The sequence below is a fragment of the Scopulibacillus darangshiensis genome, from assembly GCF_004341035.1.
In the GTDB taxonomy this organism is placed as follows: domain Bacteria; phylum Bacillota; class Bacilli; order Bacillales; family Sporolactobacillaceae; genus Scopulibacillus; species Scopulibacillus darangshiensis.
Genome location: NZ_SLXK01000008.1, coordinates 61,585 through 86,103, shown reverse-complemented (window position 1 = coordinate 86,103; position 24,519 = coordinate 61,585). Strand labels below are relative to the sequence as shown.

23 protein-coding genes are annotated in these 24,519 nt (G+C 42.9%); 19 read left to right on the top strand and 4 right to left on the bottom strand.

Features of this window, described 5'->3' with window-relative positions:
- The first annotated feature begins 42 nt into the window (after positions 1-42).
- The 8 genes from EV207_RS07850 to EV207_RS07815 all read left to right on the top strand — a co-directional run bounded on the left by EV207_RS07850 (position 43) and on the right by EV207_RS07815 (position 10,572).
- Positions 43-1,257, top strand: a complete 1,215-nt coding sequence (locus EV207_RS07850) for an exonuclease SbcCD subunit D (RefSeq protein WP_132745500.1) — start codon at positions 43-45, stop codon at positions 1,255-1,257.
- Positions 1,239-4,649, top strand: coding sequence for an AAA family ATPase (locus EV207_RS07845; RefSeq protein WP_132745403.1), 3,411 nt, complete (start codon positions 1,239-1,241; stop codon positions 4,647-4,649). Before EV207_RS07850 ends, EV207_RS07845 begins: the two co-directional genes overlap by 19 nt.
- A 124-nt stretch (positions 4,650-4,773) precedes the next feature.
- Positions 4,774-5,670, top strand: a complete 897-nt coding sequence (gene pheA / locus EV207_RS07840; RefSeq protein ID WP_132745401.1) for a prephenate dehydratase — start codon at positions 4,774-4,776, stop codon at positions 5,668-5,670.
- A gap of 87 nt (positions 5,671-5,757) precedes the next feature.
- The gene (locus tag EV207_RS23700) at positions 5,758-5,886 is read left to right on the top strand and encodes an RAxF-45 family protein (protein ID WP_279389178.1); all 129 of its coding nucleotides are present in this window, start codon (positions 5,758-5,760) and stop codon (positions 5,884-5,886) included.
- 200 nt (positions 5,887-6,086) lie between these two features.
- Entirely contained in the window at positions 6,087-7,742 is a 1,656-nt protein-coding gene (gene abc-f / locus EV207_RS07835; RefSeq protein ID WP_132745399.1) for a ribosomal protection-like ABC-F family protein, read from the top strand.
- 160 nt (positions 7,743-7,902) lie between these two features.
- On the top strand, positions 7,903-9,327 hold the full coding sequence (locus EV207_RS07830) for an NAD-dependent succinate-semialdehyde dehydrogenase (protein WP_279389179.1): 1,425 nt from the start codon (positions 7,903-7,905) through the stop codon (positions 9,325-9,327).
- A gap of 129 nt (positions 9,328-9,456) precedes the next feature.
- On the top strand, positions 9,457-9,648 hold the full coding sequence (locus tag EV207_RS07825) for a hypothetical protein (protein WP_132745397.1): 192 nt from the start codon (positions 9,457-9,459) through the stop codon (positions 9,646-9,648).
- Between the two features lie 741 nt (positions 9,649-10,389).
- Complete coding sequence (locus EV207_RS07815) at positions 10,390-10,572, top strand: hypothetical protein (protein ID WP_132745395.1); 183 nt, start codon at positions 10,390-10,392, stop codon at positions 10,570-10,572.
- A 94-nt stretch (positions 10,573-10,666) separates the two neighbouring features.
- On the opposite strand, the gene EV207_RS07810 is transcribed toward EV207_RS07815, so the two are convergent.
- On the bottom strand, positions 10,667-11,095 hold the full coding sequence (locus EV207_RS07810) for a cell wall hydrolase (RefSeq protein WP_132745393.1): 429 nt from the start codon (positions 11,093-11,095) through the stop codon (positions 10,667-10,669).
- Positions 11,096-11,585: 490 nt separating this feature from the next.
- Positions 11,586-11,780, bottom strand: a complete 195-nt coding sequence (locus tag EV207_RS07805) for a hypothetical protein (RefSeq protein WP_132745391.1) — start codon at positions 11,778-11,780, stop codon at positions 11,586-11,588.
- Positions 11,781-12,031: 251 nt separating this feature from the next.
- On the opposite strand from EV207_RS07805, the gene EV207_RS07800 reads away from it, so the two are divergent.
- The 6 genes from EV207_RS07800 to EV207_RS07780 all read left to right on the top strand — a co-directional run bounded on the left by EV207_RS07800 (position 12,032) and on the right by EV207_RS07780 (position 16,824).
- Positions 12,032-12,364 (top strand): CHY zinc finger protein, encoded by a 333-nt coding sequence (locus EV207_RS07800; RefSeq protein WP_132745496.1) that lies wholly within the window; start codon positions 12,032-12,034, stop codon positions 12,362-12,364.
- A gap of 31 nt (positions 12,365-12,395) precedes the next feature.
- A complete protein-coding gene (locus EV207_RS22980; RefSeq protein WP_165886867.1) occupies positions 12,396-12,566 on the top strand; it encodes a hypothetical protein in 171 nt (56 codons plus the stop codon).
- A gap of 228 nt (positions 12,567-12,794) precedes the next feature.
- Positions 12,795-13,310, top strand: coding sequence for a GNAT family N-acetyltransferase (locus tag EV207_RS07795; RefSeq protein WP_132745389.1), 516 nt, complete (start codon positions 12,795-12,797; stop codon positions 13,308-13,310).
- Entirely contained in the window at positions 13,300-13,596 is a 297-nt protein-coding gene (locus EV207_RS07790) for an antibiotic biosynthesis monooxygenase family protein (RefSeq protein ID WP_132745387.1), read from the top strand. The genes EV207_RS07795 and EV207_RS07790 overlap by 11 nt, the downstream gene beginning before the upstream one ends.
- Before the next feature lie 111 nt (positions 13,597-13,707).
- A complete protein-coding gene (locus EV207_RS07785) occupies positions 13,708-16,431 on the top strand; it encodes an OmpL47-type beta-barrel domain-containing protein (protein ID WP_132745385.1) in 2,724 nt (907 codons plus the stop codon).
- A gap of 135 nt (positions 16,432-16,566) precedes the next feature.
- On the top strand, positions 16,567-16,824 hold the full coding sequence (locus tag EV207_RS07780) for a hypothetical protein (protein WP_132745383.1): 258 nt from the start codon (positions 16,567-16,569) through the stop codon (positions 16,822-16,824).
- A gap of 39 nt (positions 16,825-16,863) precedes the next feature.
- On the opposite strand, the gene EV207_RS07775 is transcribed toward EV207_RS07780, so the two are convergent.
- Positions 16,864-18,060, bottom strand: coding sequence for an ornithine--oxo-acid transaminase (locus EV207_RS07775; RefSeq protein ID WP_132745381.1), 1,197 nt, complete (start codon positions 18,058-18,060; stop codon positions 16,864-16,866).
- 211 nt (positions 18,061-18,271) lie between these two features.
- On the opposite strand from EV207_RS07775, the gene EV207_RS07770 reads away from it, so the two are divergent.
- Together EV207_RS07770 and EV207_RS07765 are read left to right on the top strand one after the other, a co-directional pair.
- Positions 18,272-18,625 (top strand): DUF1516 family protein, encoded by a 354-nt coding sequence (locus tag EV207_RS07770; RefSeq protein WP_132745379.1) that lies wholly within the window; start codon positions 18,272-18,274, stop codon positions 18,623-18,625.
- 112 nt (positions 18,626-18,737) lie between these two features.
- Positions 18,738-19,808, top strand: coding sequence for a lactonase family protein (locus EV207_RS07765; RefSeq protein ID WP_132745377.1), 1,071 nt, complete (start codon positions 18,738-18,740; stop codon positions 19,806-19,808).
- A gap of 256 nt (positions 19,809-20,064) precedes the next feature.
- On the opposite strand, the gene EV207_RS07760 is transcribed toward EV207_RS07765, so the two are convergent.
- Positions 20,065-20,658, bottom strand: coding sequence for a TetR/AcrR family transcriptional regulator (locus EV207_RS07760; protein ID WP_132745375.1), 594 nt, complete (start codon positions 20,656-20,658; stop codon positions 20,065-20,067).
- A 146-nt stretch (positions 20,659-20,804) separates the two neighbouring features.
- On the opposite strand from EV207_RS07760, the gene EV207_RS07755 reads away from it, so the two are divergent.
- The 3 genes from EV207_RS07755 (at position 20,805) to asnB (ending at position 24,438) form a co-directional block, all read left to right on the top strand.
- Positions 20,805-21,692 carry an ABC transporter ATP-binding protein gene (locus tag EV207_RS07755; protein ID WP_132745373.1) on the top strand — a complete coding sequence of 296 codons (888 nt, stop codon included), beginning with the start codon at positions 20,805-20,807 and terminating at the stop codon, positions 21,690-21,692.
- Complete coding sequence (locus EV207_RS07750) at positions 21,689-22,495, top strand: ABC transporter permease subunit (protein ID WP_132745371.1); 807 nt, start codon at positions 21,689-21,691, stop codon at positions 22,493-22,495. Before EV207_RS07755 ends, EV207_RS07750 begins: the two co-directional genes overlap by 4 nt.
- Before the next feature lie 92 nt (positions 22,496-22,587).
- Positions 22,588-24,438, top strand: coding sequence for an asparagine synthase (glutamine-hydrolyzing) (gene asnB, locus EV207_RS07745; RefSeq protein WP_132745369.1), 1,851 nt, complete (start codon positions 22,588-22,590; stop codon positions 24,436-24,438).
- Positions 24,439-24,519 lie beyond the last annotated feature (81 nt).

Here is a 24,519-nt window from a genome sequence, read left to right as displayed (position 1 = left end):
TTGAGAAGTGATTTAATGATTTTAATGAAAGGGGAACAGGTGATGAGAATTCTCCATACAGCCGATTGGCACTTAGGAAGAACCTTGGAAGGCCGTTCTAGACAGCCCGAGCAAGAGGCGGTAATGGATGAAATATGCCGAATAGCTGATGATGAAAAAATTGACGCCGTGCTAATGGCGGGAGATGTCTTTGATACCGTCAATCCGCCTGCAGCATCGGAAACGCTTTTTTTTAACACTGTTCATCGACTCTCAAAAAATGGTAAGCGTCCGATTGTTATCATTTCAGGAAATCATGACAACCCGGATCGGCTTCAGGCATCCGCTCCTTTGGCGGATTATCAGGGTATAACACTTGTGGGCAGGCCGATTGATCATTTGTTAACGGTCCCTGTGCCGCAGTGTAGTATGGAAATGATGGTCAGCGCGGTCCCTTACCCCTCAGAGTCGAGGTTGAACGAGGTTTTGAGTGTGATGAATGAGGAGGAAAGAATACAAGAAGCTTATGATGAAAGACTAGCATACTTGTTTTCTAAGCATGAGAATGATTTTAGAAAAGATACAGTTAATGTGATGATGAGCCACTTGTTTGTTGCCGGCGGGAAAGAATCGGAGTCAGAGCGCCCCGTACAAATTGGCGGGGCTTATACCGTTTCAACTGGGTCGTTGCCTAAGCGGGCTCAATATACCGCCTTGGGACATTTGCACAGGCCCCAGACGATTCATCACGGGACGGCCCCGGCAAGATATTCAGGTTCCCCCCTGGCATATAGCTTTTCCGAAGCTAACCAGCCGAAGTCCGTTACGATCATTGACGTTGAACCTGGGGAAGAAGCGCAGGTGCAGGAAATCTATTTATCATCAGGGAAACCTCTTGTCAGATGGCGGGCAAAAAATGGGATCGAGGATGTCTATGAATGGATTGAGGCCGGACGGGATGGCAACGCTTGGATTGATCTCGAAATCAAGTTAACAGAAGCTCTGTCCGTTCACGACATTCAACAATTAAGAAAATATCATTCTGGAATTATTCACATCAAACCGATCTACGCCGAGAAAGAGGCTATTGAGGAATCGCTTCGTTCCTCGGAAACGCCAATTGATGAACTCTTCACGAAATTTTACAAACAGCAAACAGGCGGCGCCGAGCCCGGAAGCGATCTAATTCAACTGTTTTTGGAATTAATTAATGAGCGGGCAGACGAGGAAAACCATGCTGAAAGCGGGAGGGATGCGGATTGCGTCCGATCAAACTGACCGTCAGCGGTTTACATAGTTTTAAGGAGGAGCAAACCGTTGATTTTAATGCTTTATGTGAAGGCGGTGTTTTCGGTATTTTTGGGCCAACCGGCAGCGGGAAATCCTCCCTTCTTGATGCGATAACCTTAGCCCTTTATGGCAAAGTTGAGCGGGCGGCCAAAAATACACAAGGTATTTTAAACCATGGATCGGATCGGCTGGCCGTTTCTTTTACTTTTGAATTGCGTGGGGCAGCCACTGTTCAATATCAAGTCGAACGGACTTATAAAGGAACAAAGGAAGGCGGCCTGAAGATCGGCAGCTGTCGTTTGATCCGAATGGGCGAGGCTTCTGAAGTCCTGGCGGATAAGGAACGTGATGTCACTCAAGGCATTCAAAAAATTTTAGGTTTGACACATGATGATTTTACGAGAGCCGTCGTCCTGCCTCAAGGGAAATTTGCCGAGTTTTTAACGCTTAAAGGTGCAGACCGCAGGAAAATGCTGCAGCGGCTGTTTCATTTGGAAAAGTATGGTGATGAGCTGAACGATAAGCTGAAATTCAGGATCTCAGGGATTGGCCAGCGCCTAAAGGAAATTTTGGCTGAGCAGCAAGGGCTCGGTGAAGCATCAGAGGAAGCCTTCAAGGGTTTGCAAATCCGATTTGCTGAGATCAACAATGCAGCAGACAATAAAAAAGCTGATTTGCAGCAGCAGGAAAAAAAATACGATGAGATCAAACAACTATGGCAGTGGCAGCAGGAATGGGATGACCAGAAAAGAAAGTATGAACAATTACTTTCAAGTTCCGCAGGGATTGAACAGCTGAAGGAACAGCTTAAGCTGGCTGAGAGCGCCGCGAATATAAAGCCATATCTAGAAGAATGGCAAGCTGCCAAAGAGAATGAAACAACAAGTAAGAAGCTTATGGAAGAGGCTTGCCAGGCTTTTGATTCAGCAAAACAGCAGGAAGAGAAATGGAAGGGTATATCTGACAAAGCAAGGCGAGACAGGCAAGAGAAGGAACCAGAATGGCTTAAAGAGTTGAGTAATCTGCGTCATGGCAAGCAGATTTATGCCAATTTAACGGTTCAACAACAGAAATTAAAGGAAAAAAACCATCTTAAAGAAGTAAAGCTAAAAGAAGCCAAAAAGAAAGAAACTGCACTAATTGATCTGCAAGGGAAGCAGCAAACACTTTTTGCTGGATTAAAAGATCTTCAAAAAGCTGTTGCAGAAACTGTTGTAAGCAGTTCTCACCGCGAGATCGTAAGACTAGCTTTGGCTGAAAAACAATCCATCAAGGGGCTTGAAGACCAGCTGTCGGAACATCGTCAGGAATGGAAGAGGCATCATCAAGCTTTATTAATGCATAGGGAAAAGCTTGAAGAACACCAAAAGGAAGAAAGCCGCTTAAATAAAGAGACGCAGGACTTATATAAAAAATATGAAAAACATTACGGTCAAGTAGCAAATGCGGAAAACCGGGCTAAGATCATCAAATCTGTTCTAGCGCAAAGAATTGCTTCAACAAGGGAAGAGATGGCGGAAGCTTATCGCGAAAAAGTGTCGCTTGAGTTATCAGCCGCCTTAAATGAGGGGGAAGCTTGCCCGGTTTGCGGATCTACTCACCATCCTGAACCGATAAAGACACGTCATCACATTAGTGAAGACAAACATGAAGAAATTGTGGCCTTGTATGAAAACATGACTAACGAGCTTGAGCAATCCATTAACCAAATCGAAACCTTAAAGGTCAGACTGGAAAGTCAAAGTGAACGCTTATCCGGATTAATGCCTGAAGAAACAAAGTTGCCGGAGCCAATTGAACAAATGGCGGAAGACCTTCATTTGGACAAAATGGATGAGAATGAATTGGCGGAATATGTGGCATCGATTGGTTATGATGTAAAAGGTTACAGGCAGGATATCTTAGGATTGAACGGCTCTCTTGATAAACATGCGGCAGCTGTTCAAACAAATCATCAAGCTGTATCAAAAAGCGAAACACAAGAGGCCTTTTATACAGAACAGCAGGAAAAGTTAGAGAGTAAAGCAAAAAGGGTTAAAGAATCATTTGAACAAAAGATGGCGCAGTGGTTGGTATCCTTTAAAGCTTTCGACATTGCAACCATTGAGATGGAACTGGATAAGCTCCATAAGGCTGATGAACATGTTGAGCAACTGCAAAAAAGATACAACCTTCAGCTTGAACAGAATGAAGAGATTGATAAGACAATTGAAAGGCTGCGCAAAGAACTTAACACCTTTGAAGGTGAGCTCACTGAATTGAAGGGTGCCGCATCCGAGCTTGAGCAATCCATTAGTCAACAGGATGGCCAGCTTCGCGAGTTTAACTTAGAATTAACCTCACCAATTGATGACTTATTACATCAAGTTGAAACTAGACTTACACAGCTGAAAAAAACAGAAGCGGATAGTTATGAAAAATGGCAGAAAGCCCAGACCGAGAGCCTCCAGTTGGACAAACGTCACTCCAATGCGATCAGCACTCACAAGCATGCTGAAGAAAGAAAAACCAAAGCCTTGGTCCAATGGGAGGAAAAGCGAAAGGCATCTGGGTTTGCAGATGAGCTTGCGGTGCAAGCTGCTTATTTATCAGCAGAACAGCTTGAGAACGCTGAACAGAGAATTAATGACTACCAAAGCCGGTACCAACGGTTGCAGGCTGAATTGGAAAGGCTTGATGGGCTGCTTGATAATCGAAGCATTAATAAGGAAATTTTTGATAGTGTAAAAGCTGACTATCAATCCATTAAAGCGGATTACGAATCACTGATCGAACAACGGGCGAGCCTCCGCCAAGAACTAGAAACGATGGAACGGAAGCGTGACCGTTATCAGGCATTGGAAAAAGAAAGAAATGAACATGAAAAAGAGAACAATAAACTTTCAAAGCTCCAGCAAGTCTTTCGCGGAAACGGGTTTGTCGAATTTGTCGCGGAAGAACAGCTTCATCAGGTCTGCCATTCTGCCTCCAAACGTTTGGGGGATCTTACAAGACAGCGGTATGCCCTCGAGGTGGATACATCGGGCGGATTTATTATCCGTGATGATGCCAATGGCGGTATACGCCGGCCAGTCTCTTCTTTATCGGGTGGTGAAACATTCCTGACGTCGCTTTCTTTGGCCTTGTCACTTTCAGAACAAATTCAGCTCAGCGGCGACGTGCCGCTGCAATTCTTCTTCCTGGACGAAGGGTTTGGAACACTTGATCAGGATTTGCTTGACACAGTCGTGACGGCGTTAGAAAAGCTTCATATGAACCGCCTCTCTATTGGGGTGATTAGTCACGTGCCAGACCTTCGGGCGAGGCTCGCGCGGAAACTTATCGTCGGTCCTGCAGATCCAGCGGGAAGCGGAAGTACGGTGAGGCTAGAAACGATGTAATGGATTGAAAAAGGCGGACATCAGAAATGTCCGCTTTTTCCGCATTATTTTACTTTTACCGACCTCGAATTTGCTTTGCAAGATTGCAACATGACATGTTTTCAGATAAGATGGAAAATAAAAAATGGAGGGGAACCCTTTGCCAGAAAAAGTTGCCTATTTAGGACCACAAGGAACATTCACAGAAATGGCAGCCAAAGCCGTTTTTAAAAAAGAAGAACTAACACCTTATCCAACGATACCAAATTGTATGGAGGCAGTTAATAAAGAAGAGGCCCAATATGCGGTTGTGCCGATTGAAAACGCAATTGAAGGCTCAGTTAATCTAACGATGGATTATCTGTATCATAAGGAGCTGCTTACGATTGTTGGTGAAGTGACGATTCCGATTAGCCAGCATCTTATGGTTCATCCTAACCGGCAGGATACCTGGAAAGACATCGATGTTGTTTATTCACATCCCCAAGCCATTGCCCAAAGCCATCACTTTTTGAAGGAGAACTTCCCTAAAGCGAAGATTTCTTATACAAATTCGACTGCGGCTGCCGCGGAATGGATTAAGAGTCATCCTGAAGAAAATGCTGCTGCGGTCGGTAATACCCTAGCAGGCTGTAAATATGGTTTAAGCATTGTCGAACAGGATGTCCACGATTATCAAAACAATCATACCCGATTTGTTATATTAAGTCAGAAGCCAACTGATTTCCAAGCTGGCCCGCACGAGCGCTATAAAACCACGCTGATGATCACGCTGCCTTCTGATTATCCGGGTGCGCTGCACCAAGTTCTGTCCGCATTCATGTGGCGCAAAATCAATATGTCCAAAATTGAATCGCGCCCAACAAAAACAGGACTTGGCAACTATTTTTTTATCATTGATGTTGATATGAAAATGGACGATGTGCTCTTGCCGGGGGTAAAATCTGAGCTGGAAGCTCTCGGTTGTCAAGTCAATATAATTGGCAGCTACCCTTGTTATGTTGTGAAGGATGTTTTAAAATCATGCGGTTCTGCGGTATAAGGGTCAAGTTTCGTTTATCGGAGAGTTGCGGCATTTAGAATTGTTTGATAATATAATACTAACATTAACGATTGGAGGTGGGTTTTAGTGTCAGCATTCACGAAGTTACAAGCACAATTGCAGACTTTTCTTTATATCTGCCGTGCGATTTTTTCCGGCTTATTCTTTAAAGGGATTAGTATGCCCTTTTTTAAGAATAACTGGATAGCTTTGTGAAGATGATGCATACCCATCGAGAACATATTTATATGGTGTCAAGGAGGGAGGGACAATAGCGTCTATCCCTCTTTTTTTTCGGCAGGATGATGATTTGTGATTTCCGCCTGCCATTTTGATGCACCGATAATGACCACGGGTTATATGCACCTGTGGTCTTTTTTTATTTCAAAATTTGTAAGATAAGGAGTGGATGGACCATGATGATCTGCCAAGTTGAGAGGGCCCATAAAAATATTGGCGGCCAGCAAATTTTAAAAGAAGTCAGCCTGTCTCTTAATGAGGGTGAAAAAGCAGCGGTTGTCGGGGTGAACGGCAGCGGGAAAACAACACTTTTTAATCTAATCGCTGGCTACGAGAATCCGGACCAAGGTGCTGTTCATATAAAGAAGGAGGCTACAGTCGGTTATCTAAGGCAAATGCCAGTAATTAAGAAAGTGGTCACTGTGATTGACGTGTTAAAAGCGACATTTGAACAATGTGTCGTTATTGAGAAAGATATGAGGGACATTGAGAAGCAATTAACGGCGGCTGATCCGGCAAAGATGGAAAAGCTGCTGAAAAGATATGGTCATCTTCAAGAAAAATTTCAGGAATCGGGCGGCTATGAAATGGATGCAAGAATCCAAGCAACTGCAAGCGGCTTGAAAATTACAACACTACTTGATAAGACCTTTGATCAATTAAGCGGCGGAGAACGTACGAAAGTTTGGCTGGCGGTACAGCTATTAAAAGGACCGGATCTTCTTCTTCTGGATGAGCCAACAAATCATCTCGATATTATTGCTCTTGAATGGCTGGAGCAATTTATCCGGCATTATGAAGGCACTGTGCTGGTTATTTCCCACGACCGCCAGTTTTTGGATCAAACAGTCACCAAAATTTTCGATTTGGAAGACGGGGAGTTGACTGCTTATCCTTATTCTTATTCAGCCTATGTGAATGAGAAGGAGGAACGTCTGCTTCGGGCTTTTGCAGCCTATGAAGATCAGCAAAGAAAGATTAAAAAAATGCAGGAAACCATCAAGCGTCTTAAAGAGTGGGCGAACCGCGCGAGCCCCCCAAATGCGGGCATGCACAGGCAGGCAAAAAGCATGGAAAAGGCGTTGGACCGGATTGTTAAGCTAAAACGGCCAAAGATGGATGCGGACCTAATGGGATTATCGTTTAAAGGCCAAAAAAGAAGCGGTGATGACGTTATTTATAGTGAAAACATGTCCATGGCTTTTGGCCGGTCTCAAATTTTAACGGATATTCAATTTCATCTTAGAAATAGTGAAAAAGTTGCCATAGTCGGTGCGAATGGCTCAGGAAAATCGACTTTCCTGAAGTGTTTGATGGGTGAGCTTGTGCCAAGCAGCGGCATTGTAGAGCGTGGATCGCAAGCAACGTTTGGTATTTTGGCACAGGATGCCTTTCATAATGAATCATCCATGACAGTCATTGAAGCCTTTAGAGAGAATCTCTCGATTGTTGAAGGGCAGGCACGGCACATTCTTGCAAAGTTTTTGTTCTATGGGCCTGATGTCTTTAAGCCTTTAAAAAGCTTAAGCGGCGGTGAGCGAGTCAGGTTAAAATTAGCCCAGCTTATGCATCAGGGCATTAATGTCTTAATTTTGGACGAACCAACCAACCATTTGGATATTGAATCAAGAGAGGTGCTGGAGGAGGCGATCGATGGGTTTAACGGCACTGTATTAGCTGTCTCCCATGATCGATTTTTCTTGAATCAATGTTTTAAAACAACCTATTGGCTTGAAGGCGGGAGCCTCTATCGATATGAGGGGGAATACGACTATGCCAGAGAGAAGCATGCAGCAGTTATGAATAAAAGCGGGAATCCAAAGTCAAACTAATTTATGGGTATAAAATGTCAAAAAACAAGTGAAATAGGTTAGTTTGTATTTACATTTTTGTGTAAAAGAAACTTGCTTCAAAGCAGGAATATGTTTTACCCCCTTAGAAATAGGTAATAAGATAATAGCAGATTTTCGAGGAGGTTTTCATGTGGAAAGATTGGATATGCTTAATTATGTTGATGGTCAATGGACTGGTAAAGATCTAAAGAAGATGGAAGTTACCAATCCGGCAACAGGTGAGTTAATCGGCACTGTTCCGTCAGCGGGAAAAGAAGAAACAGAAGAGGCGATAAAAGCGGCCCATCAGGCTCTTCCGGAATGGTCGAAAAAAACCGCAGAGGAACGTTCTGAACTTCTAATGAGATTAAATGACATTATTATGGAAAATGGCGATGAGCTTGCAAAACTTATGACGCTTGAGAACGGAAAACCCATGACGGAAGCCAAAGGTGAAGTCACTTATTCCGCCTCCTTTATACAATGGTTCGCTGAGGAAGGGAAGCGAATCTATGGCCGGACTGTTCCGGGGAAAACTGAAAATCATCGGATTAAGGTGATTAAACAGCCGGTTGGCGTCGTCGCGGCCATCACACCCTGGAACTTTCCGGCTGCGATGATTACGAGAAAGCTTGCCCCTGCTCTTGCGGCAGGCTGTACCTTTATCGTGAAGCCGCCTGAGCAAACCCCTTTAACGGCGCTGAGACTTGCGGAATACTGTGAGCAAGCGGGCATTCCCAAGGGGGTTGTCAATGTCATCTGCGGTGATCCTGAAGAACTGACCAATGCTTTTATGGCACATAAGGAAGTTCGTAAAATTACGTTCACCGGCTCAACTGAGGTAGGGCGGCTTCTTCTTAAGAAAGGTGCAGAGCAGGTTAAAAAGATGTCAATGGAGCTTGGCGGCCACGCCCCGGCCATTGTCTGTGATGATGCAGACCTCGATCACGCCGCTGATATGCTGATGGCCAGCAAATTCCGCAACAGCGGTCAAACATGTGTCTGTGTCAACCGGATTTATGTGCAGTCAGGTGTGTATGATGCCTTCATCGAAAAGTTTGTCGACAGGGTCAAAAAGCTTGAAGTGGGTAATGGTATGGACGAAGGTGTTGACATCGGTCCCCTTATAGATAAGGCAGGCTATGAAAAGGTTGAACACCAAGTTAAGGATGCCATTGAAAAAGGTGCTACCTGTGTCCTTGGCGGTGAAGGCAAGGCTGGAAACGGCAGCTATTTTTATCAGCCGACGGTCTTAAAAGATGCGACATCTGATATGGAAATCATGAACATCGAGACATTCGGACCGGTTGCACCGATTCAAAAGTTTGAAAATGATGATGAAGCAATTAGACTGGCGAATGACACGCCATTCGGACTTGCATCATATTTCTTCACTTCAGATGTTTCCCGCGGCACAAGAATTTCGGAGGGACTGGATTACGGCATCGTTGGCTGGAATGATGGATTGCCATCAGCTGCACAAGCGCCGTTTGGCGGTATGAAGCAGAGCGGCCTCGGCCGGGAAGGCGGATCAGAAGGTATAGAAGAATATCTTGAAACGAAATACATTTCATTGAAAGTTTAAGCAAAGTTTAAAACCGGCAGCTCGATGGGGCTGCCGGTTTTGTGTATAAAAATAAATATTTGAAGGGTTTAAAAAACGCACGTTCGCATACAATGATTAGAAATAATCCTGTAAAAGGAGATGCGGCGTGTGGAGATGGATAAAGGCGATATTATTGAACTGATTTATATTGATAAATCAAACCATTTGACGCAGCGGGTTATTAAAGTTCTTGATGCCACAGACACCTATGTTAAAGGTTATTGTTATAGCAGAAAAGAAGTCAGATGCTTTCAAAGGCCGAACATACTCGGAACAAAAATAATCAAGCATGGGGCGTAGGGCGCGCATATATCCCCCGGGGCGCGCATATAAGCTCAGGAAGACACCGGCCCTTCGTCTGAGCCGCAAAATCCAGCGTAGAAACCTCCAAATCATCGTTTGTATTATAGTTAAGTGACTTTCATAAAGGCGATGAAAGACAAAATGCACGAGAAAATCAGGCAAAATGTCTTTCATAAAGGCGATGAAAGACAAAAGGCACGAGAAAATCAGGCAAAATGTCTTTCATAAAGGCGATGAAAGACAAAACGCACGAAAAAATCAAGCAAAATGTCTTTCATAAAGGCGATGAAAGACAAAAGGCACGAGAAAATCAGGCAAAATGTCTTTCATAAAGGCGATGAAAGACAAAAGGCACGAGAAAATCAGGCAAAATGTCTTTCATAAAGGCGATGAAGGACAAAACGCACAAGGATAGAGTCCATATCAATGCAAGATAAAATAGCGTCATAATTTTGGGTAGGTTCTATATTATATAAATCTTGCAGGTCAAACAAGCTCTCTTGTCGTATAATAGACATTTGGAGTATTCCTCCGATCTCTGTAGTTTTGTGTCGTTACTAACTATTTCGAGATTTGGGGAGGTACTTCCTTTTTTGCATCCTGAAAGCCTTGCAGCTCAAGGGATGATATTTATGAAATTCATTCAGTTAGGAAAACTTTTTTATGAAATAAAGAGGGTGTTAAACAAAATATAACGAATAGAAAAAGTAGAGTAATTAGCCTTATGGGGGAATTCACGTGATAACACTAAAGCTCAGCACCATTTTTTGGGTGGCATTTATATGTTTGGTCATTATCACATATATAAAAGTATTGATCAACCATAATAGAATGATTGAACAAAATAACAAGCTTATTCAGCAAATGGAAGATATAAAAGAAATAGTAAAGAAACAAACTGATTCTAAAGTACAGAAATAGGATTAGAACCTATTCCTGATTATAAAAAAATATGAGCCGCAGATTGCGACTCCGAACTCGGCTTGCCAGCAGGTGAGCTTTTTTCACACCATTACTAGAAAGTGTTATACACATTCTGACAGGTCTCAGCTGATGGTTCATAAAAACAATGCGCCTTGTAACGCCCGACTTTGGGCTGATCGTACCATGTTTGGGGGCAGGCGCCAGGCGGTTTAAAGTACCATAAACTATATTTTGCCGGCCAATGCTGATATCCATCAACAACCCTGCGGGCTAACCGTTTCTCGCTTGATCTAGCTCTTTGATAAAAATATCCATGTATCGTGGCCTCAAAAGCATGCGGCTGAAAAACCATTTCACGGATCGTTCGCAAGCCTTTAAAATCAGAGCAATCCGCCCTTATCCGGTTAATGCCTACATTACCGACGAGCAGCATCGCCAAAACCCCGTCGCCCTCGGCTTCGGCTCTTAGCAGCCTTGCTAACAGGTTAATATCTGCACTCGTAGCTTTTACAACTGCCATCCCGTTCACCTCCGATGTGCCTTCATCTGTATCATATTGTATTTCCCTTTGATTAATGACGATTAATTAACTATAGAAGCTGTACGATTTTAATGGAATCAGACAGTGTGATTTATGAAAATTAGAGGGCTAATGTCTATGATACTCCGATAAATGTTAAAATGTTCTTAATAGAAATATAAGATGGTATTCAGTGATGGATATTATAGGTACTGAAATAGCGGATCACGAGACAAAAGTCTTGAGGGAAGAATCAATGACGCTGCCCCTTAAAGAAGCCGTTGGAGTCTCAAATTGCCTAACCAACATTAACAAAGCAGTTAAAATAAATTGAGACGGAATTTGATGGCAAGATTGTCAATCGAGGCGTAAAAGGGGTTCACCCGCAGAAGGTGAATATTTGGCTAAACGAGCAGAAGAACTGTTGAACACATTCCGTGAAATAAGGGTAAAAAAAGCTGCCTGATTGTCCAGGCAGTTAAAATTAAGGTCAAAATACTAACTTTTTGGGATTAACGATAAAATGCCTGCCGTTCCATTCAACTGATTGAGAGGGAACAGCTGCGTTTATTCCGTCCGATCCTTTTAGTGCCAGGTGGACTGTTTCGCTAATGACGAGGCGATCGATGACTTTAGTGGTTTGTCCGTCGAATCTTACGGTATCACCAACATGCGGTTTATTCACTTATGAATTCACCTCAGTTTGTTATAAATTTTTATTTACTCTTGATTTCTAACTTATTTATAACCTTCGGCATCTGACATTTATTTGTAGCTATATATTTTTTACCGTGGGTTTAAAATTTCATTACAACTATTAGACGGTGCAAAAGTTAAAAACGTTTCAATAAAATGCTATTGTTTGTCAGATTATTTAACAAACCAATATGCAATAAGCTTTCCTCCAATAATAGAAATATAAGGTGGTATTTAGTGATGGATATTAAAGGCACTAAAGTTCTTGGCGTTAACGTTGATGAGGAGACGCGCTGTAAGCATTACCATACTGACAAAGATATTATTGCGATTAAGTTTAAGTGTTGCAATACCTACTATCCCTGTTATGAGTGTCATCAGGAAATAGCGGAGCACGAGGCAAAGGTCTGGGGGAAGGACCAGCAAAACGAGAGGGCTATTCTATGTGGTGCTTGTGGACATGAACTTTCAATAAAAGATTATATGGGATGTGACTATACATGCCCAAGCTGCCAATCCCATTTTAACCCGGCCTGCCAAAGGCATTATGATCTCTATTTTCAGACTTCCTAATTCAATATGAAATTTCCTAGGGGGAAGAACAATGGGTGGAAGTGTGTTTTTGTCTAAGCCAACTGCTGACTTGCAAGTTGAATATCTTTCTTTTTATCAAGAATGGAAAGAAAGCGGAGAGAATATCGTGCCATGGGTGATTTCATCGAGGAAGATGGCAATGTTGTCAAAAGGTTTTGGATTGAATTATAAAGAAAACTAGCCAGAGGCTTAGTTGCGCCTATGTGCGTAAGAAAGTTTATACTTTCTTATTAACTAAAAAAGCTGCCTGATTGCCCAGGCAGCTAAAATTAAGGTCAAAATACTAAGATTAACGACAAATCCGAATTTCAATAAAATGCTATTGTTTGTCAGATTATTTAACAAACCATTATGCAATAAGCTTTCCTCCATATAAAATGATATTAATTGACCAATTGGGGGAATGGATATGTTAAACATCAGAGAAGCTGCTGCGAGTGATTTGCCGCAAATTTTGGACATTTACAATGAAGCAATAAGGAATCTTACATCGACATTTGATTTAGAAGAACAAACCTTGGATGAACGGATGATATGGTTTAAAAAGTTCGGCGGCCGCCACCCAATTATCGTTGCTGAACTTGACGATGTTGTCGCGGGCTACAGCTGTCTAAGCTCTTTCAGGGATAAACCAGCTTATGTCCGTTCAACAGAAATATCCGTTTATATAGCATCTAACTGTCGGGGGCATGGTATAGGCAGTTATTTGATGGAGGAAATCCTTCACCGCGCCCGAGAGCTGGATTACCGCACAGTCATTGGCGGGATCACCGGCGGAAATGAAGCCAGTGTCAAGCTTCATAGAAAATTTGGCTTTGAATTTGTGGGCTGTTTTAAGGAAGTGGGTTTTAAATTTGGAGAGTGGCAAGATGTTCATTTTTATCAGCTGTTAATTAAAAAGGAGGGTGACAGTCATGATTCTTGAAGCGGCTATGCTGCATGTGAAAGAAGGGATGGAGGGGGAATTTGAAGCGGCGTTCAGAAAAGCGTCGCATATCATTTCCTCTATGAAGGGTTACATAGACCATGAATGTCATAAGTGCATAGAGGCAGAAGGGAAATATCTTCTTTTAGTAAAATGGGAGACGCTGGAGGACCATACAGTGGGATTCCGTCAATCTCAAAAATATCAAGAGTGGAAGAGGCTCTTACATCATTTTTATGACCCATTTCCGACAGTCGAACACTTTAAAAAAGTTGCCAAAGGATAAATTTCATGGGCCTATTTTCCTGACTAGACAGTATTTTGTTTATTTTGGGAAATTTCATTGTATAGTTAAGATGACAGCGCTTTTATTTATATATATAGGAGGAGATGACGAATGAAAACGTCAGCTTTAAAAAGATGGTCTGTCATTTGCTATACTTTTGTCCTTATTTTTAGTTTAAGTGTATGGAACGAGCCGCAACAGGCGGAAGCAGCCACATCTGCTACTGTACAAAGCAGCAGTGCGGGAATAACAGCTGATGACCCTGCACCATTTATTGAACCGACAGTAGTTAACGAGCATGCGGGTCAGAAGGTTTTGTTTGACAACACACATGGTCAAACGGCAGGTGCGGCAGATTGGGTCATTAACGGCGGGTTCTCTGATTTTGCCCATGGATTGGCTGATGATGGTTATTATGTTAAAGAGTTAAGAAAAACGACACCGATTATTTACGATGATTTGAAGGATTATAATGTCCTCGTCATTGGGGAAGCGAATATTCCATACAAGGCATCCGAGCAGGCCGCATTGCTGAAGTATGTTCAGAATGGCGGCAGCATTTTCTTTATCGCCGACCATTATAATGCCGACCGCAACAAAAATCGCTGGGATGCCTCCGAAGTCTTTAACGGCTATCGCCGTGGCGCATTCGACAATCCTGCAAAAGGCATGGGAGAAAAGGAAAGCGCCTCTGCCGCGATGCAAGATGTCGAATCAAGTGATTGGCTGGCAGACAACTTTGGTGTCCGGTTCCGCTATAACGCCATTGGTGATGTAACGGCTAATCAAGTCGTCTCCCCTGATGAAAGTCTGGGAATCACGGAAGGCGTCGATACGGTAGCGATGCATGCCGGTTCGACGCTCGCCATTCTCGACCCTCATCATGCTAAAGGGATCGTATACTTGCCTCAAACCGATCAGGTATGGAGCCACGCAGTCGACCAAGGTGTGTATGACGGCGGCGGCAAGGCTGAAGGGCCTTTTGCCGCTATTTCCAAAGTCGGTGGAGGGAAGGCTGCATTTATCGGCGATTCATCTCCGGTTGAAGATGCCACGCCGAAATATTTGCGCGAAGATACCGGAGAGCCAAAAACAACCTATGACGGTTTCAAAGAGCAAAATGACGCAGGGTTACTTGTGAATATGGTCGAATGGCTCTCAGAAAAGGAGTCCTACACGAGTTTTGACGGTAAGGTAACTTTAGATAAACCAACATCACTTCACGATTTTGAACAGCCGGAAAATTCGACAGAGCCGGAACCCGAACCGTGGGCTGCACCGGAACCAGGTTATAAATGGTGGGATCCGTCAACTTTTAAACCGGGGTCTTACGGTTCAGATGAAGAGGCTGCAAATCCGGTCTACTCATTTGTTCATCAAGCAGAATTACCCGGTAATGAACAAGTTTTTAAAATACGCGTTGCAGCGGACAATTTGGCGCCCCTGGCGGCCGTCGATGATCTTAAAGTCGGACTTTATTTGCCTGGCGGAGAACAAATAGGCAAATTCAGCCTTGACGGTAAAAACTGGCCCTCAAACTATGGCTATAGTTCCCCGTTTGCCATGGTATCCGGCGCGACCGGCCATGCCGCAAGAGAGCTTTATGTAAAAATCAAGGCGGATAAGCTTGGCAGGGCGAATCTGAGGCTAAAACAAGGGTCGAAAACACTTTATACCGAAAGTGTAACCGTCAGTAATGTCCCGGTTGAACCCCTTCCTGGTGACGGAGATGGTGTCATTGATTTAGTTGATATTAAGGATGCGAGGTCAGGGCATATCGGCGACCTTTTTAAAGTAAAAGGTGTGATTTCAACAGAACCCGGAATCTTTGGCGCCCAAGGCTTCTATCTTCAGGATGACACGGGAGGCATTTATGTCTTCCAACGCCAGACAGGTTTTCACGCTGGAGATAAAGTAGCGGTTACAGGGAAATTAGATGAATTTAATGGTGAGCTTGAACTATCGAGTCCGGTTATTCAAAAACAAGGAACAACGGGTGTGCCTAATGGGGAAGTTGTCAACGAAATCAATGAGGCTAATCAGGGACAAATCGTGACGCTAAAGGGTGTGACGATTCAGGATATCCAAAAGGCGGACAATTACGGAAGCGTCGAGCTTACTGCAGTGAAAGGCGGTTATTCAGTTCTTGTACGCATTGATAATCGGATAGGCCTTGATTATGATCATTTCCCATACCAAAATGGCAATATCCTAAATATTACAGGGGCGTCAAGCCAGTTTAAAGGCACATATCAGTTAAAACCAAGAGGAGAAAATGATCTGGAATTTGCTGACGGAAAAGCTCCTGTAACAACAGCAACAGTTACATGTGACAATCTTTCTGGCGGTTCGTGTCTAGATCATGCGTCTGTCACATTAAATGCCAAAGATGATATGTCCGGTATTGAAAAACTTGAGTTTAAGCTTAATGGCAGCGAGTGGACAACCTATCAGTCGCCAGTGACGCTGAACGCGTCAGGCACACTGTTATTCGGATCGACTGATAAAGCAGGCAATGTTGAAGAAACGAAAACACTAAATGTCACGGTGACTACGGTCGATTTTAATGTATTGGAACAATGGATTGACAACGCGAGCCTTAAGCCTAAGGGTTTGAAAAGAGCGTTTAAAGCCCATTTACATTTGGCAGAGCGCCATCAGGCCCGTGCTGAAGCTTACGGTTTAAACAGCAAAAAAGGGCGAAAGGAATGGTCATTGCGTAATAAAATCCTTCATCATGATTTACAAAAAGTAATGAGATTATCTAACAGACACATTGATAACGAATCACGCCATGATCTTCAGCTGATTTTTAAGCACTTAATAAATCAATAAAATGACAATGGGACACCTTACTAGGGTGTCCTTTTGCAAAAAAAATTTGCTTTTCTTTTAGTATAAATTTCGGGACGGGAAACAAGATAAGGATGTCTCTTTTTTATGATTAGCTTAATATTAGGAGGTGAAAAAATGGCTACAAGAAGTGAACATGTGGAAACCAGAGATGACAGTCAAACGATCACATGGAGAAATTGGGTCAGTTGGGCCGGGATTGTTATTTCTTTAATTGGCTTCTTCTTTATGGCCCCCGTTTGGTTGGGAATTATTGGAGCGATTTTAGGTGTTATCGGTACGTGGGGAGCCAAAAACGCTTGGGGTTGGACATCGATCATTGTCGGTGTCGTTGTCCTTATTTTGGGAAGTATGGGATACACAATCTCTACTTAGATATAAAAAAACGTCCCTATTGCGGGACGTTTTTTATATTTAATTAGCTGAGAGGACTTCTTCAATTAATCCGATTGCCCAATCAAGATCATCCTTTTCAATCACTAATGGAGGAGCGAAGCGGATGACATTCTCATGGGTCTCTTTACATAACAGGCCTTTTTCCTTCAATGCTTCACAATATTTTCGGGCTGGTTCACTGAGTTCAACACCAATAAACAAGCCTTTGCCGCGCACTTCTGTAATGGCTGGATTTTTAATTGACCTCAATTTTCCCATGAAATATTCGCCAAGCTCGAGTGACCGATCAGCGAGCTTTTCATCCGCAAGAACTTCAAGGGAAGCAACGGATACGGCACAAGCCAGCGGGTTTCCGCCAAATGTTGAACCATGTGAGCCGGGAACAAACACACCAAGAACATCATGGTTTGCAGCGACACAAGAAATTGGCATAACACCGCCGCCTAAGGCTTTCCCCAAAATGTAAACGTCAGGGATTACATTTTCCCAATCACAGGCAAATGTCTTTCCAGAGCGGCCGAGCCCCGATTGAATTTCATCGGCTACGAATAGAACATTCTCGTCTTTACATAGTTCGTAAGCGTCCTTCAGGAAACCAGTTTGAGGGACGATGATCCCGCCTTCGCCTTGAATCGGTTCCACCAGGAAAGCTGCGGTATTTGGTGTAATCGCTTCTTTAAGGGCTTCAAGATCGCCGTAAGGAATAATTTTAATACCCGGTAAAAGCGGTCCAAAGCCTTGTTGGTATTCCTCGCTTGATGACAAAGAAACCGCTGTCATAGTACGGCCATGAAAATTACCTTCGCAGGCGATGATCTCAGCTTTGTTTGCTTCAACACCTTTGACTTCATATGCCCAGCGGCGCGCTGCTTTAAATGCTGTCTCAACGGCTTCAGCGCCAGTATTCATCGGAAGCACCATGTCTTTGTTAGTTAATTTGGCTACTTTTTCGTAAAAAGGTCCAAGCTGATCATTATGGAAAGCCCGTGAAGTTAATGTTACACGGTCAGCTTGATCCTTTAGGGCTTTGATTATCTTTGGGTGACGGTGACCTTGGTTCACAGCTGAATAGGCGCTGAGCATATCCATGTAGCGATTGCCTTCAGGATCTTCAACCCATACACCTTCAGCTTTTGATACGACGATTGGAAGAGGGTGGTAATTATGCGCTCCGTATTTTTCCGTTTGTTCGATGATTTGGTTCGATTGACTCAAGCTCGAACACCCCTTTTTGAAAAATTTCGTTACTCATGCAATTATAACACTTTTTGATACAGCCCAGTACCCTCATCACCATGCGCCCCGCCCGTTATTCAAATAGGTGGCAGGGAAAAAAGTTCCCCATTTGTCACACGCTCCGCTTTGATGCCCATTTAAAGAATGGTATGATAAAGGAAAATACATATCAGTAAAGGAGGATGACGTCATGGTTGATGCACATGTCGGTTTTTGGACGCTGTTAATTATTTTCTTTTTCATCTCTTTCGGACTTGCTGCAGCCGGTAAACCCAAGGGCAAGAAAGTGACACATATGATTGCCCGGCTTTTATATGTTCTCGTTTTTGCAACAGGGCTATACCTGGTCATTACATACGGCGTTAAATACAGCTATTGGGGATGGCCGATCATCAAGATGCTGTTCGGTCTGCTCATCTTAGCGATGATGGAAATGATCTTAGTTAAAACCAAGAAATCCGGGACCGCAATGTATTGGGTATTTCTCATTATTGGTTTCATAGGCGTTTTTTGGATTGGTTACGGTGTCATCAGAATAGGTTAAGGATCATAAAGAAAGAGCAGGCTGATGGTATCTGACCACCGGCCTGCTTTTTACCGATTTTATCCCCATTATGATATATTGTAACAACTACACTACACGAAAAGGAGAGAAGATGACAGTGACTGTTAAGAATGAATTTATAGGCTTTGTTGGAACTTATACCAAGGGAGAAAGCGAAGGGATTTATTCATTTTTGTTTGATGCAGATAAGGGAGAGATTAGGGACGTAAAGCCTGCCGCACAGCTTGATAACCCTACATATTTAACGATTTCAAAGGATAATCGCTATCTCTATTCAGTCATAAAAAAAGGGGATTACGGCGGTGTTGCCGGCTTTTCGATAGACGCTGAATCAGGCGGCAGGCTTGACCCAATTAACAGCCAATTGCAAGATGGGGCTTCGCCTTGCCATGTCAGTGTCAATAGTCAAATCTCAAATGTTTTGACAGCCAATTACCATAAAGGCACGGTTGAATCCTATTTAATAAATGGAGAAAGCGGATTTATTAATCCAACGGCTTCAATTGTTAAACATGAAGGATCTGGACCAAATAAAGAAAGGCAGGAAAAATCTCATTTGCATTTTGCCGGATTTACTCCTGATGAAAAGTTCGTTGCAGCAATAGACCTAGGTGCCGACAACGTCATGACTTATAAGGTCCACGATGGGAAGCTTACGGAAGTGAATCGGTTGTCTGTAAAACCGGGCAGCGGCCCAAGGCACATTGCCTTTCATCCCAATGGGAAATATGCCTACGTGATGACTGAAATGAGTTCGGAAGTCATCGCATTAAAATATAATAACGCAGAGGGAAGTTTTACAGAGCTTCAGTACATTTCAACGATCCCAGAGGATTTTAGCGAGAATAATCAAGGCAGTGCTATACATATATCTTCTGATGGCGGCTTTGTGTATGCAGGAAATCGTGGTCATGACAGTATTGCTGTTTTTAAAGTTAACCAAGAATCAGGCCATCTCGAAATGGTTGTTATAACATCCACAGAAGGGGAATGGCCGCGTGATTTTGTTCTTGATCCAACAGAAAATTTTCTTGTTGCATCAAACCAAAATTCAGGAAATCTTGTTTTGTTTTCCAGAGACAAATCAACAGGGAAACTTGAACTGCTGCAATCCAATGTTTCCGTGCCTGATCCCGTTTGTGTTAAATTTTTGCATGCGTAAGTTTGAGCCAGTTTTCTAACAGAAAACTGGCTCGATTTTTTTTTGTACTTTAAGAATGTTTAAGTTCGCTAAAGCGAAAAAGCGGAATAAAGTATAAGGGCAACTAAGGCTTTTGCCATTAAAGCTTGGCGATAAGCAAAGTTTTCTTTAGTTAATCAGAAAGTATAACTTTCTGACGCACATAAGGGCAACTAAGCCTCTGGCTACGCCTATTAAAGGCTTGCCAATCGGCAAGTTTTCTTTAATGAAAAAACTCCTATTTATTTTCCGGCGGCACTGAAAGACCATAGAAAAAAAGCTGCATGATTTCCTTTGTGTGCTGAATTTTATCTCCCCGCATTAATGCCATAAACTTTTCTTGGGGGAAGTTTCTAAAAATATCAAGATAGAAAAGCAACATTTCATTAGATATTGCTGGATTGACCTCGCCGTTTTTTTGCGCCTCATCGAACATATCAATCAACAGGGGGATGAAACGCTCTTCCTGAAATTGTTGAAGAAAAGCATTAAGATTGGACTCCTTTAGCATAGCAGCAATCGTGTCGGGATGCAGCCTGGCCGCCTCTATCTTCATGAAAATGATGGCCTCAATTTTTTCTTTAAATGTCTTTTTATCTAAGAGCATTGCTTTGAACTCTTCATATTTCTCCAAAATGTATTCTTTAATGACTTCACTTAACAAATTTTCCTTGCTGCCGAAATGATTATAAATAGTCACCTGTGATACGCCGGCAGTTGCTGCAATGTCTTCAATTTTGACATCTTTGACACCGCGTTCGGCAAAGAGACTGAATGCCCCATTTTTAATCGCAGCTTTTTTCTTTTCCTTTACTCGCTGATAACCGTTCACTTTTCGTTCACCTCATCATCATCATAATTTATTTTTTGAAAGATATCAATTGAGTTATTTCAAAAAGTTGTTGTCAAACGGAAGGATAAACCATATAATTACTTTGAAATATTGAATAATATATATTTCAAAAAGTGAGGGGTAAAATGATATCAGTTAATGGGTTAACCAAAAAGTTCCCTAATGGCAAAGGATTATTTGATTTAACATTTGATGTGCAAAAGGGTGAAGTTTTCGGTTATATCGGGCCAAATGGTGCCGGAAAATCGACAACAATTAGACACTTAATGGGTTTTATGAAGGCAAATCGAGGCACAGTAGCCATAAATGGACGTGATGCATGGGCAGATGCGCCGGAGCTTAAGCGCCAAATTGGTTATCTTCCAGGTGAAATGGCTTTTATGGAAGGGATGAATGGTCAGCAATTTCTTGCATTGATCGGCAACATGCAGGGGATGAAAGATAAGGCTTTTCGTGACGAGCTGATCGATCGATTTCAATTTGATGTCAAAACACCTATTCGCAAAATGTCTAAGGGAATGAAACAAAAAGTTGGGATTGTCGCGGCCTTTATGCACGATCCGGATATTTTGATTCTTGATGAACCGACTTCAGGGCTGGATCCCCTTATGCAAAAGTTATTCATTGACCTCGTCTTGGAGGAAAAGCAAAAAGGGAAAACGATTCTGATGTCATCACATAGCTTTCAGGAAATTGAACGGACGTGTGACAGGGCAGGAATTATCAAGGATGGCGTCCTCGTAGCAGTAAAGGATATCAGTCATCTGCGCAGGGTGCAGCGCCGTATTTTTGATGTTCGTGTTAAGGAAGAAACTGATATTAATCAAATTATTAAGTCCGATTTGGATGTCCAAAATACTGATCATTTAAATATCCAAATCGTTGTACAAGGAAATTACCGTCAAGTCTTTCAGGTGCTCTCAGGCTGCAACATTGATCATATGGCGATCCGTTCAGAAGAGTTGGAGGATTTATTTATGAATTTTTATGATCGAAAGGAGCCTGTCAAATGAATCTGACCCTTTTTAATGCCATGTTAAAAGCCAACAGCAGAATGATCAGCGGTTTCTTGGGAGGTTCGGTCTGCTACCTGGCACTTGTTGTTTGGATTTATCCATCTATCGCGGATTCCAAAGGGCTGAACGACATGATTCAATCCATGCCGCAGAGCGTTCAGCAAGCGTTTGGCATGCAGGGCGGGATTAATTCGTTGGTTGATTATCTTGCCAGCGAGTTTTACGGGCTGTTGTTCCTGATCATTTTGATGATTTATGCAGTTTCTACTGCAACACAGTTAATTGCAAGATTAGTAGACAGGGGGGCAATGGCTTACATGCTGTCAACACCTGTTTCCCGGTTTAAAGTGGCCTTTACGCAAACGATGGTTATGCTGTGTGGGATGGTTGCCATTATTCTAGTGACGACGCTTGCCGGGCTTGTTCTTTCAGATTGGATTGTGCCGGATGCCAAACTTAAGACCGATGTTTTCATCCAATTAAATGTCATGCTGTTCCTGTTATTTGCAGTCATTTCAGGATACTCATTTTTATTTTCTTGTTTATTTAATGATGAAAAACGGGCACTTGGGGTTTCCGCGGGTCTGACGATACTGTTTTTTGCTATGAATTTGGCAGGAAAACTGAGTCCAGACATTAATTGGTTAAAAAAGCTTTCACTTTTTACTGCATTTGACCCGCAAGCCATTGTAAAAGGAGATGAAAATCTGTTCTTGACTGGAAGTCTATTGGGAATCGGGGCTATCATTTTATTTGTCGCCGCGATGGCAATCTTTAGCCGTAAGGACTTGCCTCTTTAAAAATGCTTTAAACTAGGCTTTTATCACAACTTCCCTTTTCCTTCATAAGCTAAAGTGAAGCAGACGACAGGTTAAGAAGGGATGTGAAGTATATGTGTGGCATAACAGGCTGGATTGATTGGAAAAAAGATTTGAGACACGAATACGAGGCAATCCGCGGCATGGCAGAAACATTAGAGCACCGCGGACCTGATGATTTAAATACATGGTTATCGTCAAGAGCTGCATTTGGCCACGCAAGATTGGTGGTTGTTGATCCTGAAGGCGGCTGTCAGCCAATGCTTATAGAAATGAACAAAAAGAGCTACTCGCTTGTATATAACGGTGAACTTTACAATACGGAAGAAATCAGGAAGGTATTATTGGAAAAAGGGCACCGTTTCAACGGTCACTCAGATACTGAGGTGCTTTTAACCGCGTACATTGAATGGGGTGAGGCGTGCCTTGATCGTTTTAATGGCATTTTTGCTTTTGCGATCTGGGACAATGATCGGCAAAGGTTGTTTGCAGCACGCGACCGTTTAGGTGTAAAGCCTTTCTTTTATAGTGAAAAAGATGGCAGGTTCTTCTTTGGCTCGGAATTAAAAGCGTTGCTTGCCCATCCTGATATTGAACCGGTACTTGACCGTGAAAGCCTTTCCGAGGTATTTGGACTAGGGCCTTCGAAAACACCTGGGAACGGTATATATAAAGGTATCGAAGACCTAAGGCCTGCACATGCGCTCACTTTTTCTAATGATGGATTAAAAGTATGGCGGTATTGGAACGTGAAAAGCCGAGTTCATAATGAAAGCCTTGAAGAAACGGCCGGCCACATCCGGACGTTATTTCAAGATACAGTCGAGAGGCAATTGTTTGCTGATGTCCCGGTTGCAACTTTTTTATCTGGGGGTCTGGATTCCAGCGCAATCACGGCTGTGGCAGCAGAACATTTCAAGAAAAAGAACCAATGGCCATTTCATACCTTCTCGGTGGATTATCAGGGTAATGACAAGTATTTTAAAGCGGGCACCTTTCAGCCGAATGCCGATTCGCCATATATAAGCAAAGTTTCGCAATACTTAGGGACATCACATCATAATCTGGTAATAGATACTGAACAACTTGTCCATTATTTAAAGGAATCAATCGTCATGAGGGAAATGCCAGGGCATGCTGATGTGGACGCGTCGTTGTTATGGTTCTGTAAAGGAGTTAAGCTCGGTGCAACTGTTGCTTTGTCTGGTGAATGCGCCGATGAAATTTTTGGCGGTTATCCATGGTTTCATCGCCCGGAAACATCAGCGAAGGAAAGCTTTCCTTGGCTGCGTTCTACTGAGGAACGCCAAGCGCTGCTTAACGACAGTTGGCGGGGAAGGCTCAATTTAAAGGACTATTCGATCCAAAGATACCAAGAAACATTAAATGAAACACCGCGGCTTGATGGTGAGTCAGGAGAAGATGCTAGACGGCGGGAGCTATTTTATCTTAACATGACATGGTTTATGACATCGCTTCTCGATCGAAAGGACCGCATGAGTATGGGAGCAAGTCTCGAAGTTAGAGTTCCGTTTGCAGACCATCGTCTTGTTGAATATGTATGGAATATCCCTTGGGAAATGAAGATGCATGACGGCCGGGAAAAAGGAATTCTTAGAAAGGCACTTGTTGGCAAGCTGCCAAATGAGGTTCTTTATCGCAAAAAAAGCCCTTATCCAAAAACACACAATCCTCATTATACAAAAGCGGTAACAGAGTGGCTCCAAGCCGTTATTGATAACCCGTCATCGCCGCTGCTGGCATTTTTTGATAGAGAAAAAATTCAAGATATCATTGATACCGGCGGTGATGCTTTTAAGGTCCCATGGTTTGGTCAACTGATGGCCGGCCCGCAACTGATCGCGCATTTAGCCCAAATCAACCATTGGATGGAGCACTACAACGTGAAAATAGAAGAGAGTTAAAAATATAAGGGTCAGACCCCTAGGGGTCTGACCCTTAATTGTGCTATAATTAAAATATTTTAAATCTTAGAAACCGAGGTG